This window comes from Streptomyces sp. IBSNAI002 (genome assembly GCF_052244475.1).
Taxonomy (GTDB): domain Bacteria; phylum Actinomycetota; class Actinomycetes; order Streptomycetales; family Streptomycetaceae; genus Streptomyces.
The window spans coordinates 139,925-155,933 of sequence record NZ_JBQPXG010000005.1 but is presented as its reverse complement, the minus strand read 5'-3'; the positions used below and the strand labels follow the sequence as shown (position 1 = coordinate 155,933).

The 16,009-nt window shown below is 67.1% G+C and carries 8 protein-coding genes; 6 read left to right on the top strand and 2 right to left on the bottom strand.

Features of this window, described 5'->3' with window-relative positions:
• Window positions 1-382: 382 nt before the first annotated feature.
• Both ACTVZO_RS42510 and ACTVZO_RS42505 read left to right on the top strand, forming a co-directional pair.
• Entirely contained in the window at window positions 383-1,084 is a 702-nt protein-coding gene (locus ACTVZO_RS42510; RefSeq protein ID WP_443303963.1) for a hypothetical protein, read from the top strand.
• A 54-nt stretch (window positions 1,085-1,138) separates the two neighbouring features.
• The gene (locus tag ACTVZO_RS42505; protein WP_443303962.1) at window positions 1,139-1,555 is read left to right on the top strand and encodes a hypothetical protein; all 417 of its coding nucleotides are present in this window, start codon (window positions 1,139-1,141) and stop codon (window positions 1,553-1,555) included.
• Window positions 1,556-1,900: 345 nt separating this feature from the next.
• On the opposite strand, the gene ACTVZO_RS42500 is transcribed toward ACTVZO_RS42505, so the two are convergent.
• Both ACTVZO_RS42500 and ACTVZO_RS42495 read right to left on the bottom strand, forming a co-directional pair.
• Window positions 1,901-2,035, bottom strand: coding sequence for a hypothetical protein (locus ACTVZO_RS42500; RefSeq protein ID WP_443304052.1), 135 nt, complete (start codon window positions 2,033-2,035; stop codon window positions 1,901-1,903).
• Between the two features lie 266 nt (window positions 2,036-2,301).
• The gene (locus tag ACTVZO_RS42495) at window positions 2,302-9,333 is read right to left on the bottom strand and encodes a ricin-type beta-trefoil lectin domain protein (protein ID WP_443303961.1); all 7,032 of its coding nucleotides are present in this window, start codon (window positions 9,331-9,333) and stop codon (window positions 2,302-2,304) included.
• A gap of 657 nt (window positions 9,334-9,990) precedes the next feature.
• Between ACTVZO_RS42495 and ACTVZO_RS42490 the strand changes: the two genes are divergently transcribed.
• The 4 genes from ACTVZO_RS42490 (at window position 9,991) to ACTVZO_RS42475 (ending at window position 15,945) form a co-directional block, all read left to right on the top strand.
• Window positions 9,991-13,029, top strand: a complete 3,039-nt coding sequence (locus tag ACTVZO_RS42490) for a DNRLRE domain-containing protein (RefSeq protein WP_443303959.1) — start codon at window positions 9,991-9,993, stop codon at window positions 13,027-13,029.
• 171 nt (window positions 13,030-13,200) lie between these two features.
• Window positions 13,201-13,620 carry a hypothetical protein gene (locus tag ACTVZO_RS42485; protein WP_443303958.1) on the top strand — a complete coding sequence of 140 codons (420 nt, stop codon included), beginning with the start codon at window positions 13,201-13,203 and terminating at the stop codon, window positions 13,618-13,620.
• A gap of 229 nt (window positions 13,621-13,849) precedes the next feature.
• On the top strand, window positions 13,850-15,199 hold the full coding sequence (locus ACTVZO_RS42480; protein WP_443303956.1) for an AAA family ATPase: 1,350 nt from the start codon (window positions 13,850-13,852) through the stop codon (window positions 15,197-15,199).
• Window positions 15,196-15,945, top strand: a complete 750-nt coding sequence (locus ACTVZO_RS42475) for a hypothetical protein (RefSeq protein ID WP_443303955.1) — start codon at window positions 15,196-15,198, stop codon at window positions 15,943-15,945. The genes ACTVZO_RS42480 and ACTVZO_RS42475 overlap by 4 nt, the downstream gene beginning before the upstream one ends.
• The last annotated feature ends 64 nt before the right edge of the window (window positions 15,946-16,009 follow it).

Sequence of the window (16,009 nt, the reverse complement as noted above, 5' to 3'; positions counted from 1 at the left end):
TGTGTCCCCCAGGACACATTTGGCCTCCCCAAATGTGTACCTGGCGAGCACATTTCGCTGAAAAATCAAGCAGGCGTTGACTTTCTGAGAGCCCCAACGGGCCGGACAACACCGCAGGTCGGAGCGTTGGCCGGACACGGAAAAGCTGTCCACAGGATGCATGTGTCCTACATGTATGTGTCGCCATCACGACAACCGAAATCAAGGAGACGTGTACTTCTGGGCCCCGGCGGCGAAAAAACTTCACGTACCGTGTACTTTTGGCGCAGCGTTCGAACAGGACCACATCCTGCGAGGACTTCCGGCGCGCCGGAGCGCCAAAAGACAAGCACACGTTGATTTTTTGGATAGTCTCGGACCGCCTGAGTAACAAGGAGGTCCTGTGACATCTGATCCGCCCGCCCGTCGCCGGCGCGGGCCCCGGCCTGTACCCGCCCCCACCGCCGCGGGCAGTGAAGCCGAGTACGGAGACATCCTGGCGGTCCTCGGTCAGCAGCTCGGGGAGAAGGTCGCCGAGGCGGCCGACCCCGGAGGCCGCCGCCGCCTCACCGGAGTTCACCTCGAGTACGCGGCCGACCCGCGCGCCGTCCACGACATGGCCGGGGGCTCCGGGTACAGCCTGGCCAGCAACTGGTTCACCCAGCTGCTGGCGCAGCTGGCCGTCGCGAACAGCATCACCAAGTCCCAGTTGTGCGTCTTCCTCTTCGTCGCGGGAGGACAGGTACCGGGCACCGGCATCACCCAGTACACCCAGCAGGAGATCACGGACGGCCTGAACAAGATCGCCGCGCAAAAGGGCGGCAAGATGATCACACGGTCCACGGTCAACCGGGCCGTCCAGGCGCTGTGCGGCTACAACTGGGTCGAGAAGGCCGGCAACGGCCGGATCCAGATCAACGTGCGCCTGTGGTTCCACGGCAACAGCACCGCCCAGCACGAGGTGCTGGCCGAGATCGCCGACCGCCACGACCACGACACCGAGGTCTTCCCGTACTCGGTGGGTCCGGAGGGCGCGCACCAGGAGGAACTGGATCTCGGTCCGGTCGTGGAAGAGAGCTATCGCGCGAGGAGGCGTACCGGGTGATAGTTCTGCCATGCCCCTGCGCGGGCGCCCGCTCACGAGGAAGGATGCTGTTCCATGGCTAACGTCATGTCTCCGATCATCGCGGAGCGCATCTGGGCCCTGCCCCTGTCGGGGTCTGCCGTCAAGTTCCTCCAGTACCTCGTCTCCCGCAGCGACTTCGGGGGAGGACTGTCCGTCCGGCAGAAGGACATGGCTGCCGAGTACGGGGTCACCCCGCAGGCCGTCAGCGGCCTGATGGCGCCGCTGTGCGAGCTGAACATCGTGCTCCGGCCGCGCAGCGAGGAACGCAACGGCAACTCCTACCGGCTCCATCCCCTCGCGGCGAAGTACGAGAGCCCCGAGAGCATGGAGGCGGCCTTCCGGGCTGCCCTCGTCCGCATCCAGGCAGGAGACCTGCCCAACCTGAAGCTCCCGACGTACCAGCAGGCTCCGCCGGCCCCGACGGGCAGGCCGAAGCTCCAGGTGGCCTGAGAGTAGTGGCGAAACGGGCATAACATACGAAAGCCCCTCCATCGCGGTGGAGGGGCTTTCGCGCCTGAGTAACTTGGTGCCCTCAGTATATTCGCCGGAGGGCGGGTCCGGGGCACGGACTACTCCTCCGGGTGGGATCGTGTCCGCGATCCGTTCCGACGAGCGACTGGCCGGCACGGTTGGGCAGGGTAGGAGCCAGCCGGACAACTTCGCGCACCCCCCAGCGGGCTTCGTGTCCGGGTCCCTATGTCCCGCTACGGCGGGATAACCCGGGGTGGTAGCGGACTACCCTCGGCGCGGCGTGCGTGTGCCAGCAGTCAAGTCGTGCACGGTTTTTCGGGTTCGCTATCGTTGCTGGTGTCGCAGCAGAAGTCTCACGGCCATTTCGTGTCCATAGGATTCTGCGACAGTGAGTGGAGTTTCCCCATCTGGACCCGAAGCACCTGGATCGGCGCCATAGGCCAGCGTGATGGCAGTCATAACGCAATTTGCAGGATTTCCGGATTGAAGGGAAGAGTCCCCTTCCAGGTCAATCGCATGAGTCAGTAGAGTCAGGCCACAGCAGATTTCATTGGGGTCGGACCCGGCGTCGAGTAGACGGGCCAACTCTGCATAGTTTTCGGACTCGACCGCCTGATGGGCTGGCGTCCACGGGCTTTCAATTTCGAATGACATGTGCACTCCTACGTTGGGTAAATAGTTAAAGCCGTGAAGCCGGAGGCCTGACGGTCTCCGGCTTCACCCTTCTATCTGCCCGACGTGTAATTTATTCGGATGTTGGGGAATTGTTCCGCGAATTGACCCATCACCGGTGTGCATGACAGGCACGCATGCTGCGACGAGTGCATCGTGAGCGACCCTCGTACCTTAGAGGGCGCACCAAGCTGATTCGCAATGTAGGTTAGCATCTTGTATTCCGTGTCCCTCGTCCTATCGTTGAGTCCTGTAGGCGTGGCAGTGAAGCGTGCAGGGTTACTTGGTGTTCCCACGGGTGGAGCCCAGCCCACTCGCTCATCCTGCTTTCCACTCATCGCGAGAATTCTCTGAGGCGCGCCGCCGTCAAGCTCGAGCTCTGCGGCGAGACCGGCCCTGCCCTTCCCGATGGTTGAGTTGGCGTAGAGGGTGTTGACCGTATCCTTCAGCTCGTCCGATAGGCCAGGTCTTGGTTTGACTATCCTGGAACCGGGAAATGGGACGGCCATCGCGGCGATACCAGCCGTGGTGGCATCGCCTCCACTCAGGTCAAATCCTTGACCTGCCGCCCAGCTGTCGAACGCCGCACCCTCGTTGCATTCGGGAAGTGCGCTGTTGAAGCATTCGGGCGCAACCGTTATCTCGGTTAGGGATTCGACGGTGTGGATTACAGCACTTGCGAATCCTGCGGCTGCATCGCCAGGACCGTACGCGTTGAATCCCTTCGGGGCGCAGATTCGAACGCCAGCGGCACATCCTGTCTTCTTTTGCCGACCTCCTCCGGCTTTACTCGATCCTCTACTGCCGCCCATCTTGGCCGGGTTGGGCGGCAGTGGTGGGCCGTTGTAGGTGATTCCGCCGCCGCAGTAGATTCCGCATCCGCCGCTGGGGAGGGTGTCCTTGTGGTCGATTGTGCCGCCGTTTGCGGTGCAGTTTGAGACGTAGGCGCAGTTGTCGTCTTTGAGGCCGGTGGGGTCCCAGTTGGTGATGGGGTTGCCGCGGGAGTAGGTGTAGCCGTTCATCTGGAGGGGGTCGGTGATGTCGATGATGGGGTCGACGGTGATGAAGCGGCCGGTTTGGGGTTCGTATTCGCGGGCGCCGATGTGGGTGAGGCCGGTGGTGTTGTCGTCGGTGCCGACGCCGAGGAAGGTGCGGTTGCCGGGCCAGTTGGCGGGCTGGGTGCCGCGGGGGTTTCCGTAGGGGTCGGTCTTCCGCCGGATGACCGTCTGGCCGTCCTTCTGTTCGACGCTGGTGGTGGCGGTGTTGTGGTGGTCGGCGAGTTGCTGGGAGAGGGTGTGGCCGGTCGCCTTGCCGTTGGTGCGGCGGATGGTGGTGGGGGCGCCGGTGCTGCTGTAGTAGCGGACGGCGTCCAGGGCCTGGCCGGCCTTGTTGACGGTGATCTCGGTTTCGCCGAGGTAGAGGGTGCGAGAGCTGCCGGTGTCCTCGAGGACGCGGTTGCCTGAGGCGTCGTAGAGGTAGCTCGTGGTGTTGCCGAAGCTCCACTGCTGGGCGGTGGTGGGGGCGGGGCTGGCGCAGGTGTAGAGGTCGAGGTCGTTGCCGTCGGCCGGGTTGTCGTTGGGGACGGTCAGGCACTGGTTGGTGGCGGTGACCAGGGACTTGTGGGTCGCGTTGTAGGTGAACTTCTGGGTGGTCCTGCCGTCACACGGGTGCAGGCGGGCCTTGCCGCCGTCAGCGGTGAGGCACTTGCCCAGCGCCTGGACGGTGTCACCGATGATGCGCCACTGCTGGGGCTTGGTCTCGTTGCAGGTCAGCAGTTGGACGGGGGTGCCGTCGGTGGTCTGGCCGTCTTGGACGTCGAGGCATTTGCCGGCCAGGCCGGTGACGGCGACGGAGCCGATGGAGCCGGGGGTGGTGGCGGACTGGAGTTTGCTGGAGCGGTCCCAGTTCAGGGTCTGGGTGTCGCCGCCGATGGTCCGGGTCCTGGTGTTGCCCGCGAGGTCGTAGGTGTAGGTGGAGAGCGACTCGACGGTGGACCCGGCGGTCTTGGTGGTCTTGTTGACCTTGGCCAGTGTGTGTGGCTGCTTCTTCACCGGGGGCTGGGCACCGCCCGCCTGGGCCACTCCGTACTCGTAGCTGGTGACGTCGTCGAGGTTGCTGTCTGCCAGGTCGCGGTCCGTGAGCTTGGTGCGGTTGCCGATCGTGTCGAACTCGTAGTCCTGCCAGTAGGCGTCACCCGGGAGGGCGGAGCCGACCTCGGAGCGGGCAGGACCTGCGGGGCCGGTGGGGCACTTATCGGTCTTGCCGGTCCAGGCTCGGGTGAGCTGGCCGACGTTGTCGTAGGTGTAGCACTGGCGGTCCACCAGGAGCGGGGAGTCCTTGGTGGCGGTGGGCCGGGTGTCGGGCTGGCTGTCGGTGATGGAGGTCGGGTTGCCGGCCGTGTCGTAGGCGTAGGCGACGTGGGACAGGAGGTTGGACTGCGCATTCGGGTCGCGGGTTTCGCGGTGGCTTTCCGCGGTCGTGACGCGGCCCGTGTGGGGGTCGTGGATGTTGGTGGTCCATACGCGGTGGGGTGCGTTGCCGGTGGCGGTGCGCAGGACTTCGCCGAACGGGCTGTAGATGGTGTCGGCGGTGTACCAGGTCAGGCCGGACATGGTCTGCACCATGCCGTCCTTGTTGTACCGGGTGATCAGCTTCTCGGCCGCGAGACCGCCGGCGGTCGCCGGGAGGGTCGTCGACTGGACCTTGCCGGTGGGGGTGTAGGTGGTGCTGTAGGTGTAGGTGCCGGCCAGTCCCTTGGTGGTCTGGGCGGTCGGCAGGTCCGGGATGGTGATCTTGGAGCCGGTGGGCCGGTACTCGCTGTCGTAGCCGGTGACCTCGCTGCTGTAGAAGCGGCCCTCGCCCCAGTTGCGGGTGGCGGAGACGGGCTGGCCCTTGGCTCCGGGGAGGGTGTCGTAGGTCCAGGTGGCGACGAGCCAGCCGCTGGTGGGGTTGTCGTTGCGCAGTTCGGTCTTGCGCCCGAGTGCGTCGTACTTGGTGTGCTGGGCGAGCCCGTAGACGTTGGTCGTCGAGATCTGCTGGTCGAGGTTGTTGTAGGTGAACGTGCCCGTGCCCATGTCGGGGTCGGTGGACGAGGTCATCCGGCCGCGGGCGTCGTAGGTGTAGGTCCAGGTGTTGAGGGCCGGGTCGGTGACCTTGGCGAGCTTGCCCCTGACGTCGTACTCGTACCGGGTTTTGGTGGTCGCGGAATTGTTGACCACCGTCGGGTTGACGTCCTCCGCGGCGGTGGAGGTGTAGTGCTCGACCATCGTGGTGCGGTTGAGGGCATCCGTGGTCGTCTTGACCGCACGGCTGCCCGGCAGCGGGGTCGCCCCGGTGGGGGACATGGCGCTGCGGGTGAGGGTCCAGTCGCCGCCGTACTGGGTGATCGCGGACTGCTTCGGGTCGCCCTTCTCGACCGTGGTGGTGCGCACGGCACGGCCCAGACCGTCGTAGGCGGTCCGCGTCGCGTTGTGGACCTCGGTGTCGGAGTCCGGAACGAACAGTTCCGTGCTCAGACCGCCTTCGGCGAGGTAGCCGTTGTTGGTCTGGTAGACGGTGCCGTTCGCCGAGTACAGGGTGTCGGTGACCACGCGCACGCCACCCGGACCCTCGCTCTGGGTCTGGCGCGGCCGCAGCAGCCCGTCATAGATCGCGATCGAGGTGCTGTACGTACCGTCGTCCTTCAGCGCGCGGCTGGTGACGGCCGGCTTCAGCTCCTCCTTGATCTGGTAGTCGAACGTGTAGGCCGGCTTGTCGGTCGCCTTCTGCGACGGCGTCCGCACCTCCTTGCTGAGCCCCAGCTCGTCGTACTTCGTGGTGACCTTGCGCCCGTTGGCGTCCGTCGCCTCCAGCACACTGCCGCGCGCAGGATCCACCGTGCTGCTCACGGTGTGGCCGAGCGCGTTCGTCGCGGTGACGGTGAACGCGGGACCGGTCGGAGGGTTGTAGGCGATGGCCGAGGGGTTGCCGAGCGCGTCGTACGTCTTGACCGTACGGCCGAGCGCGTCGTATTCGGTGCGCCCGGAGGTGATCCAGCCCGTGCCCGCGGCGTCGAGGCTGTCGACCTGGTAGGGCAGACCCTTGGTGGGTGCCGTTCCGAAGGCGTTGACGGCGTCGTAGGACGTACGGGCGGCACTGAGGACGGTCACGCCCGGTGCGTCGGCCTGGCTGCAGTCACCGTTCGTCTCGCGCACCTGCGAGGGCAGGCCGATCAGGTTGCTCGCGGTGTTGTGGACGTAGGCGGGCTTGCTGCAGGACTGCTTGACCGTGGTCCAGTCGGCGCTGCCCGCCTTCTCCTTCACCTCGGTGAGCGTGCTCTGCGGCAGGCCGTAGGAGTCCTCGTACGTGTACGCGGTCCGCACCATGCGGGACTTGCCGCCGCTGACCGTCTGGATCTCCATGGTGGAGTCGACGCCCTTGCGGTACGCCTCGACCTTGCGCGCGGCGTCGTCGATTCTGGGGCGGGTCGCGGTGGGCTTGTCCCCGGAGTCCCAGGGCCGGGTGAGGTGACGGTTCTCGACGTCTCCGCCGGCCTTGGTGTAGGTGATGGTCTCCGCTGTCTGGCCCTGATGGCGGGGCTTGTCCTCGCCCAGGTCCACGGTGCCCGTCGAGTCCTTGACGGTGACCTTGGCGCCGGGGGTGGACAGTCCGCGGAAGTAGCGGGACTCGCTCTGGGACTTCTCGGTCGCGATGGGCGTACCGGTGCCCTTGGTCTCGCCCGTGGTGGTGACGACACGGCCGTAACCGCGCCACTGGCTGTAGGTACGCAGTTCCGGTTTGCTGAGCTCGTCGTCCTCCTTCGCCCAGGCCGCGCCGTCCTTGTAGTCGTAGGAGGTGACGAGATCGGGCCGCTGCGCAACGCGGTCCTTCTCGGTCACGCTCTCCACGACGTACTTGTTGAAGATCTCGGTCGGCAGTTTCTCCGGCTCCAGGTCCGGATCCGGAGACCAGCGGACGGGGAAGCACCGGCTGGTGTTCTTCGTCTGATCGGGGATGGTGGTGCCCAGCGCGCAGGGGGCGGAGTAGGTGACGTGGATGTCACCGCCGGTCTCGGTACGGATGGTCTCCACGCGGAGCCGGTCGAAGTCCGGGGCTTCGTCGGGCTTGCCGTTCACCGGGGCCTTGACGACGCGATTGGGCATGTCGACTGCGTTTGCTACGAAGGAGACCGCGGGCAGGACTATGCCGTGTTCGCTGTTCGAGGGGCCGTAGCCGGTGCGGGTGATGGAGTCCAGCCACAGCGGGGGGCTGGTGTCGCTGCGGTGCCTGGGCAGTGACTGCTTCAACGCCCACTGGTCCACCTTGGTGAGGGCCGTGGAACCTGCGGTGCGCTGACCGTAGGTGACGACCCTGTCCAGGCGCATGCGTGACCAGAACGTCGGCGACGCGATGTCACAGCGGGCTGCGTCCTTCTTGCAGTGCAGCGCGCCGGGGGTATCCCACCATCCCACCGCGTCCTTCGTGCCGAACTGGGAGTCCTTGCAGTCGGTGTCCCCCTCGGCGAAGCACCGCTGCTCCACACCGAACTCGACGCGGCCGGCCGGAGGGCCGGCGAGGTTGTCGGCGCGCAGGCCGTAGAGAATCCGTACCGGGTAGCCGCCGCGGGTGTATCCGACCTTGGTGGCGTCCTTCTCCTCGTACTTCTGGTTCTTGGCGTAGCGGTTCTCTTCCTTCTTCCAGTCGATGATCATGGCGTTGCCGTGGAGGTCCTCGACGTAGTCGAGGTTCCAGCGCCAGGCCTGCTGGCAGGAGGAGTCTGCGTACTTGTCCGCGTGACAGGGTTCGCCGACGTGGTTGCCGAAGACCGGGACGGTGAAGACGGAGTCGGTTGTGCTCCGAGGCTCACTGCCGTCGCCGTGGGTGCCCACGTTGTGGCGGCCGTAGTGGTAGCGCATGCCGTCGCGGGTGGTGACGACCCAGTACTCGTCGTTCCGTGCACCGTTGCCGTTGCCACCGCCGGTCTTGAGCTCGACGCGGGAGCCGTCGTCGGTGGCGGGAACCCACTTGCCGTTGCCGTCGCGGACGAGTTCGGTGGTCGAGCCGCCCAGGGAGAGGGTGACGTTGTCACCGGCCCAGCACAGGTCGCCCTTCTTCTTGTCGGTGTCGTTGTCGTTGTTCGGCTTGCCGGTGGAGGAGGCCTTCAGGTCGTCGGAGCAGCTGCGGTAGCGGCGCTCGATGAAGCCCGGGTTGTAGTCCCAGCCGTCCCCGATCCAGGACGCCTGCCCATTGGTCACCGACGTCCTGCCGTCCACCGACTGCGAGGAGTAGGAGAACGCGATCGAGGGGGTGGGGCCTGCCGGGGCGGGCGGCACGGTCAGCGGGTAGGTCCAGGAGAACCCGCCCCCGCTCCCGCCGGCCGTCCAGTTCCCGGAAGGGGACAGGGACGTGGCCTTGTACGTACCGCCGGCGCCCGCCCCGCTGTCGGAGGCGACCAGCACCGACTGGGTAGCTGCGCCGCTCATGGTGTGCATGCCCTGAACAGGCGCCGCGGTCGGGTTGAGGGTTGCGATGACGCGCTTCTTGCCAGGCTCGTTCGAGCTGGGGACGTCCGTGGAGACGTCGCATCCGGCCGGCCGGGGACTGTCGAGGAAGCAGGCGGGGAACTGCCGCAGCTTCAGGCGCGAGGACCACTCGGTGCCGTACAGGTCCTCGAACTTCGAGTAGTCCAGAGCGACGTCGACCGGGTTCACCGCGTCGGCCGGAGGCGTGATCTTGATCATGGCGCCGTCGATGCCCGCGGCTTCGGTCGTGGCGCGGTCCGACACCGCCGCCGACCAGGTCCCCGACGGTGCGGTACCGGTGTTCTCGACCTTGCCGATGCTGACGGGCAGCGTGCCGACCTGGGTGAACTCGGAGCCGGCGGCGGGCGTCACGCTGGCCGAGCCGCCCGCGGGCACTGCCACCGCGGTCGGCGCGTAGGGATCGGGTGACGCGGGCGGATCGCCGAGCCACCCCTCCAACTGGGTGGACGCGACGTGGTCGCGCTGCGCCTTCAGGTCCTTCTGGAGTCCGGGCAGGGTGACGCCGGTGCGGTCCCCCGGTGGCGCGGCCCAGGCTTGGACGGGCAGAAGTGTTGCGGTCAGCACCACGGACAAGGTGATGCCGGTGCGCCCGGCCAGGCGCGCGCGTTTCGCGCGCGTCTTTCTGTTTCCGGGCAGGCGGAAATTCGCCGTGAACGGCGACATGTGGACCCCCCACGTTCTGCCGCCGCAGCCGAGGGCACACGGCCGACAGGAAAATGACAATTAGCCAGCTGATTGTGCGTCGGGTTGCCCGGAAAACCAACGGTTCCGATATCCGGTGTGGGCTTTGTCACTTTACAGGCGATAGATCTCGGGGCAGTCGGGGCAAAACGGCCTTAAATGTGAGGCGGGAGGGTTGATTCGGTGGGTGAAGATGTCAGTGGAATGGTTCATGCTCGGCTCGCGCCCTCGTGGGGGACAAGGCGTGTGAGGGGCAGGTCTTTCGTCTTTTCTCGGCCTCGGCCGAAAACCGTTTTGTGAGTACCGAGGGCTGCTCTAATCTGCGCCCGAGGGGGGAGAAGTACGCCTGTGTCTGTCAGTGAATCCATCGATGAAAGCCCGCCAACAGCATCTACGGAAAAGGAAGTTTCTGTTGTCCCGGTGCCGCGGTGGTTCAAAAGGCGCCGGACGCTGGGCGCCCTGGCGGCCCTTCTCGCGGTAGCCGTCGCAGTGCCCGTGGGCGTACACGTCAGCGCAGGGGACAAGCCCCGGCCCGGGCCCGTGGGGGAGCCCCCGGTCGCCGAGCCGGAGGCACGGCGTCTGGCCGAGGAGTCGGGCAAGGAGGTCGAGGTCACCGCCGCACGCAGTGCGAACACCACGACATGGGCCCAGCCTGACGGCACCTACCGCAAGCAGGTCTTCAGCTCCGCCATCCGCGCCAAGGCCGACGGACAGTGGAAGCCGATCGACACCACCCTGCACAAGGTGGAGGCCGGGTATGCGGCAAAGGCCGTCAACGGCCGTGTCGTCTTCAGCGCCGGCTCCCAGCAGCATTCCGCCAGTGCAGGTGGCCAGCGGTCTTCGCGCTCGGTCCCCCGGGCCGCCCTGTGGCAGGACACACCCGGCCAGGTGTGGAGTGAGCTGGTCCGCCTGAACACCGACGGCCACGACATCGTCGTCTCCTGGCCCGGAACCCTCCCGGAGCCCGTCATCGACGGCCCGCGGGCCCTGTACGAGAACGTGCGCCCCGGCATCGACCTGGTGATGACCGCCCAGGACGGCGGCTACTCCCACGTCCTGGTCGTCAAGGACCGCCAAGCCGCCGCCGACCCTCTCCTCGGCCAGCTGAAGTACCGGCTCGCCTCACCCGACCTGACGTTCCGCCTGGACGCCGAGTCGGGCGCGGTCAGCGCCCGCAACGCACAGGACGAGGAGGTCGCCGGCTCGCCCACGCCCATGATGTGGGACTCGAGCGGCAAGGTCGCCACCACCGACAACGAGCCCGCCTGGCAGCCCACCGGCAAGGCCGCACAGCACCCCACCCTCGGCCTGTCCGGCCTTGCCGGTGCGGAAGGCGCCCGCCTGAAGCCCGCACAGCCCGCCCTCGCCGACAACGTGCTGTCCATCGCACCGGACGCCGGCCTGCTGAACGCCCCCGAGACTGCCTACCCGGTGTTCGTCGACCCCTCGTTCAAGGGGCACAAGCACGCCTGGACCCTGCTCTACAAGACCGAGGGCAACTCGAGCTTCTACAACGGGCAGAACTACAACGCGAGCGGCACCAACGAGGCCCGCGTCGGCTACGAGTCCACCACCGGCGGCACCTCCCGCTCCATCTTCAACTTCGACTTCGGCGGCGAGCTGCACGGCGCCGGCATCCTCTCCGCCAGTGTCCGCGCCCTGCAGACCTATTCCTGGTCGTGCGAGCAGAAGCCGATGGACATCTACTCGACTCCGTACATCACCTCTTCCAGCACCTGGAACAACACCAACAACGGCACCTACTGGAACCGGAAGGTCGCCACCGAGTACGCCGGCTACGGCTACAACAGCTCCTGCCCCGACAACTGGATCGCCTCAGACATCAAGGGCCTGGTCGCGGATGCCGCCGCCAAGGGCTGGGGCGCCCTGTCCCTCGGCTTCGCCGCACCGAACGAGTCGGACTCCTGGTACTGGAAGAAGTTCATCGCCAACGGCGAGACCGCCCCGTACATCGAGATCGTCTACAACCACCCGCCCGACACCCCGACCGCGGCGAACATGCAGACCACCCCCGGCGGGCCCTGCCTGACGACCAGCCCCGGTACGGGGATCGGCAAGACGAACGTCACCTTCCAGGTCAAGGCGAGCGACCGCGACGGCACCCACACCATCGACAAGGTCCAGATCGAGGTCTGGAACACCGTCACCGGCGCCCAGGTCCACAACGACTGGCATTCCCCCAACAGCGACGGCGTCGTCTTCCACGAAGTACCGTTGGACAAGTTCGAATCGGGCATCACCTACCAGTGGCTGTCCCGCGTCCGTGACAAGGACGGCTGGGGATCCGCAAGCGGGCCGTTCGATTCCGGTTCCGGCGGCTGGTGCACCTTCACCGTTAGCCACGTGGTCCCGCCCAGCCCGGCCGTCTCCTCCGCCGACTTCCCCGAACCCGGCCCGAACTACACCCAGTGGAGCCAGAAGCCCGCCGGCACCCCCGGCCAGAGAGTCCTGTTCAGCGGTAACGGGGCCAAGGCCGCGGACATCCGCGAGTACCAGTACAGCCTGAACCGGCCCCTCTTCGACAAGAAGGCCGAGCTGACCCTCAACGGCGCGGACAAGGCCTCCGTCACCCTCCAGGTCGACACCGCCGGCCCCAACGTCCTCTACGTCCGTACCGTCAACAAGTACGGAAACATCTCCCCCCAGACCACCTACAAGTTCCTCGTCGGCCCCAGAGACGGCGTGGACAAGCCCGGCGACGCCAACGGCGACGGCCACCCCGACCTCTTCGCCATCGACAAGACCGGCAGCCTGCTCACCTACCCGGGCGACGCCGTCGGCGACACCGACGCGTCCATCCCCGGCGCGATGCTGGACGGGATGCCCGCCACCGGGCACTGGAAGACCGGCGCCGACGGCAGGCGTGCGCTCATCGGGCATTCCACCGACTGGTTCCCCGGCGACGGACTGACCGACCTCATCGCCCGGATGCCCGACGGCAAGATGTACATCTACCCCGGGATCGGCACCGGACAGTTCGACGTCGCCCGCCGTACGGAAATCCTCCTTCCCGAGGGCGCGCCAGACCCGGCGACCTTCCGGCAGATCATCGTCACCGAAGACGTCGACGGCGACGGCCTGGCCGACATGTTCGCCCTCGACGCCGACAGCCTGTGGGCGTTCTCCGGCTACACCGGATCCAGCTTCACCAGCCACACCAAGATGGCCGACACGGTCTGGGCGCCCCGCGACCTCATCGGCGTCCGCGACGTCTCCGGAGACAAGGTCCCCGACCTCCTCTTCCGCGACAACGCCAACGCGGGCATCCTCCTGCGCAAGGGCAAGCCCGGAACCAACGGGGGAGTCGACCTCGCCTCCCTCGCCGCGTCAGCCAACGCCGCAGGCGGCCAGGACCACACCTACGCCACCACCGGCTGGGGCCGCGCCACCATCCCCATGATCCTCGGCACGGCCGACGCCACCGGCGACGGCATCCCCGACATCTGGGCCGTGGACAACGTCGGCAACCAGTGGCTCTACCAAGGCGGCACCGCCACCCTCGGCCCCGCATCCGGCCGCGACGAAGACAAGTGGAACGAATTCCTCACCATCGGCTAGCCCGCACCACTGCCGCATGAACAGTCGCCCGGCGGGACACGCCGCCCCCGCCGGGCGCTGGCGCTCAACCGTCATGGACCCACACACGCCCCGCCCCGCCACCGTGGGCGGGCGCGCCCCGAGATATCGCGCGGGGTTCGTGGCGGCGATGACGGTTACCAGGTCCTTCATGTGAAGCGCGACCCTGAGGCGTGGCGGACCGCCCTGAAGGCGACGAAGGCCCAGGAAGACATAGTGGTCAACCGCATCGGCAACCGTTGGATCAAGCTGGATGCACAGCACTCCGACGCGAAGGCCATCTCGTTCGGCTGCCAGCTGGGCAACCCCAACGTCCTTCTGCAAGAGGAGTCCCCTGAGATATCCCGGGGCGCGTCCGCCACAGTCGACGGACAGCCCGCGATCATGCTCACCTACCCGGGTACCGACGGCGGCACCGTCACCGACTACGTGGCGACGCAGGGCCGCCCCTATCTGCTCAAGCGGACCGAGACGGGCCGACAGCCGAGTGAGCTCACGTGGTACGACTTCGAAACCGTCACGCAGATCCCGCCGCCCGCTGCCAGCGAGGTCGTGGAGGCCGGCGAGTTCTGAGCACGTCGAGTGCGCATGAGCGACGTGAAGGCCGCCATGCCAGCGTCCCGCGCGGCGCGAATGCGCCCCCGGGGGACGCTGGCGGTCGTACGGGAAGCGCAGGTACTCAAGCGGCCTGTCATGGGCAGCCGCAGTCGTCGCGGCGCCCGTGAGAGAGTGAGCACGTCAGACGTGTTCTTGCCTCCTCTGCCGAGGTCGGAGCGCACCGACTGGAGGGAAGACGGGCGCGGTGTACGTCACGAGGGTCCAGCTCACGGACATCAAGGGCTTTGGCGGGCCGCGCGCGGTGAAGCTGGAGCTGCCGGGCCAGGGCGGCTGGACCGTGATCGCGGGGCGCAACAGTTCCGGGAAGTCGACGTTGCTCCAGGCCGTCGCCCTGGCGCTGGGCGGGCCTTCGGTGGCCCGCAGCCTGGTGGCGGACTTCGACGGTTGGATCTCGATGTCCGCCTCCTCCGGGTCGGTCGAAGTACAGGTGACGTACGAGCAGTCGGCGGACGCGTTCGTCGGACCCGGCCGTAGGCGCGCCGGCCCCCTGCCCCTGAGCCTGAAGTGGGCACGCCCTGACCTGTCGAAACTGCGCCATGTGGGAGAGCCGCGCCCCGTTCTGTCGGCGCCTGAGACCGCGGGCAATGAGAGAGGTCTGCGAGGGCCGTGGGCGGACAACACCCGGGGCTGGTTCTGCGCCGGTTACGGTCCGTTCAGAAGGCTGGTGGGCGGGTCCGGTGAGGCTCAGAGGGTGATGCTGGCCCAAGGGCCTGCCGGGCGCATGGCCACGCTGTTTCATGAGGACGCCTCGCTCGCCGAGGGGGTGTCGTGGCTGATCGATCTGCGTCTGCGGGAGCTCGAGAAGCAGGCGGGAGCCGGCGTCCTGCTGGAATCCGTTCTGGGGCTTCTGGGCGACGGGCTTCTGCCTGACGGATTTCAGATCACGCGCGTCACCTCTGACGGTGTATGGGTGACCCGTCAAGGGCAACGTGGACCAGGCATTCCGCTGCGGCAGATGAGCGACGCGTACCGGACGGTCGCCGCGCTCGTATTGGACATCGTTCGCCAGATCCACGCGGTCTACGGCGCCGTCGAAACCGAGCTGCTCGACGGTGGCGGGCTGGCGGTCACCGAACCGGGTGTGGTGCTGATCGACGAGGTGGACGCGCACCTACACGTGACCTGGCAGCGCAGGATCGGCACGTGGCTGCGGGAGCACTTCCCCAACATCCAGTTCATCGTCTCCAGCCACAGCCCGTACATCTGCCAGGCCGCCGATGAGGGCTGCCTGATCAGGCTGCCGGGGCCGAACGAGGACGGGTCGGCGGAGGTGGTGGATCAGGAGCTGTACCAGCGCATCGTCTACGGCAGCGCGGACGACGCGGCCTTCTCCGAACTGTTCGGCATGGATACGCCCTACTCCGAGCGTGCCGAGGAAAAGCGCAAGCGGCTCGTCGTGCTGGAGAGGCTGGTGTACGCGGGTACCGCCGACGAGCAGCAGATCCGCGAGTACGAGGGGCTGACCGAGCTTCTGACCAGTTCGCTCGAAACCCGCGTTGCCGAGGTGACAGCCCGTCTGGCCGGTGAGGAGTGATCCCCCTTGACCGCCCGCCCGTACCGGCTCGGACGCAGAACCTCCTGGCGAAGAGGACCGCGACGATCGCCGCGGCGGCCGCGGCGGAGCGGTACGACACCGCTGTCGAGCAGTGGCGCATCGCCGCCGCGCCCAAAAAACACGTCCGGGGTCTGCTCAGGCAGATGGCGGCCGGGGTGGAGCGGTGCATGTACTGCGAGGACAACCAGGGCACGGACATCGACCACTTCCAGCCCATCGCGGACGATCCGCTGCGCGCCTTCGACTGGCTCAACCACCTGCTCGCCTGCTCGCACTGCAACAGCAACACCAAGGGCCACAAGTACCCGCGAGACGACGCCGGCGCGTGCCTGCTGATCGACCCGACCGTCGAAGACCCCGCAGCCCACCTGGTCCTCTTCCTCGCCTCAGGGACGTACGAGGGGATCACCCCGAAGGGCATGGCAACGATCGAGGTGTTCGGACTGAACCGCCCGACCCTGGTCAGGGGCCGCAGGGCCGCCTTCGTCACGGCCAAGAACCTCCTGCGGGACTGGTACGAACACCGGCGGGCCGGGCGCACCGAGGAGGCGGACGAGATAGTCGAGGCGATATCCGAATCGCCGTTCTCGGCTGTGGTCCGCGCCATCCTGAATCTGCCGGAACCGGCGGCCCCCTTGGTCGTCGGCGCCGTAACGCTCCCCGCGATCGATGCATGGCGCCGGGACGTGGCGGCCGTGCCCCGCGGGCCGGGGAACGGTGAGTGAGGGGCAGGCCGGTGGGCTGACCTCGACGTGCGAGCCCACCCGTCCTGAGCCTGGAGGGGCGACG